This is a genomic window from Pseudomonas sp. P1_F1_2, from assembly GCF_056405815.1.
Genome location: NZ_JBFUBK010000210.1, coordinates 1 through 2,042 on the forward strand (window position 1 = coordinate 1; position 2,042 = coordinate 2,042).

Below are 2,042 nucleotides of genomic sequence, written 5' to 3' on the forward strand. Positions count from 1 at the left end.
TAGTTGTTCAACCCACCCGCAAGCTTGATCGGATCCGGCGTCAGAKTCAGATACCGCCCGGTCCCCGGATTGTAGTAGCGATGCCGGTTGTAGTGTAAGCCCGTCTCCGCATCGAAGTACTGCCCCTGAAACCGCAGCGGGTTGTCAATTTCGGCAACATCGAGTGCAGCGAGATTGCCATAAGCGCGGTACTTGGCAGACCACATGATCTCACCGCTGTAGTCAGTGAGCTCCTGCGGCGTACCCAGATGATCGAGCTGATAGTAAAACGGCGTCGCCCTCAGTGGACCTTCGCCATCCAGCATCACCAGCGGACGGAAACTACCTGGTTCATAAACGTAAGTGCGATAGCGGTTGTCAGCGCTTTCGGCGATCAGGCGTTCGCCTTGCCACAGGAATTCAGTGGTGCTGCCATCGACAGTTTTTTCGATGCGCCGGCCGAAGGCGTCGTATTTATAGGACGCGACACTACCCCCCGGCAGACTGGCACCAATCAAACGGTGCTGGCAGTCGTAACGGTATTCGGTGACGAGTTTCTGCCCGGTGCCGCGACGTTCGCGGGTCAGGTTGCCGTAGGCGTCGTAGTCGTAGTGGCGGTCGCCCTGCATCAGCAGGCGGTTACCTTTGACGTTGGCCAGGTTTGCGCTGGCTTGGTCGCCTTGGCCCAGCAAGTTCCCGGCGGGATCGTGGGCGAAGCTTTCCGGGGTGCTGCCTCGGACGTTGATCAGGCGATCGAGCGGGTCGTAGTGGTAGCTGCGATTGCCTTTGCGGCTGTCGTCGATGCCGGCGAGGTTGCCGTTGGCGTCGTAGGCGTAAGTGAAAAGGGGACGGATTTATTTTCTTTCGCTGAAAATAAATCCGTCCCCTTTATTGTTGCTTTATTGTTTTGCTGGCCTGTTTTTGGTGAGTTAAAGTGGATAGTCACAACGCCATGGAGCTGTGAACAACTCTGGGTTGACTTGGTTGTTTTTCAAAAAGCTATTTATTTCTTCTTCTGAATTCAACTCTTCAAAATTTTCTATATTTATGTCGCGGTCATCTATGCCGTCGCTAGTTTCGAGTGTCTCAATAGGTACTGAAAATATTATGATCGCGTACCGAGAGTTTTTTGAATTGTTTATAAAGTCATAGTATCGAAAAGGATCGTTCGTTAGAAATTTATATTTGTAAATTGCATATATCGCGGCCCATTTACGCGACAGTGGGTCTTCAGAGTTCAATTCTTGCGCAATTGAGTCGTAGCTTTTGCCGTCGAGACCGTACCAAACACTTCGTGGGATTGTTTTCTGCTCGTTCATTTTTGCCCCTCAAATTGATTTGGCCAGTAGATACGGATTACTTTGCCGTCTTTTGGATGTAGTTGCAAATGTGGCAAGGCGGCATGGGGGTCAGTAGGGCTGTGATTCGCCATGTATACTTTTCTGGTTTCGATGTTGGAAACGGGTGTGTCGTCCCAGTGGTAGTATGACTCTTTCCCTTCGGGAGTTACAAAGTAGTCTTTGGCGGTCACGGAGTTAAATTCTTCGGCGTTTCTATAGCCTTCACCTACGTATTTCCCTCTAAATAGCTCCTCAGCCTCTCCTCTGCTGTTAACCGTTACATCTTTCGCCCCGCGATCAAGCTGATCGGAGGCTCTTTTAACTGAAGGGCTTGACCAAGTATCCTCCGGGGTTGGCGGCTCCTTAGTCTCAACTTTAGCTTTGTCGGCGGGATTTTTCGAATCAGGATTGCTCCCGGCCCCTGGACATCCATTCAACCCCAACGGATCCACCCACCCCGTAGGGTTAGGCACGTACTGGTAGTTGTTCAACCCACCCGCAAGCTTGATCGGATCCGGCGTCAGATACCGCCCGGTCCCCGGATTGTAGTAGCGATGCCGGTTGTAGTGTAAGCCCGTCTCCGCATCGAAGTACTGCCCCTGAAACCGCAGCGGGTTGTCAATTTCGGCAACATCGAGTGCAGCGAGATTGCCATAAGCGCGGTACTTGGCAGACCACATGATCTCACCGCTGTAGTCAGTGAGCTCCTGCGGCGTACCCAGA

Annotated in this window: 1 protein-coding gene and 1 pseudogene; both read right to left on the reverse strand. The window is 52.2% G+C overall.

What is annotated here, in order from left to right:
• Window positions 1-815: pseudogene (locus AC1D2P_RS30620) on the reverse strand (RHS repeat-associated core domain-containing protein); the annotation flags it as partial.
• Between the two features lie 479 nt (window positions 816-1,294).
• The coding region (locus tag AC1D2P_RS30625; RefSeq protein WP_477811765.1) for an RHS repeat-associated core domain-containing protein at window positions 1,295-2,042 on the reverse strand (748 nt) is incomplete at its 5' end.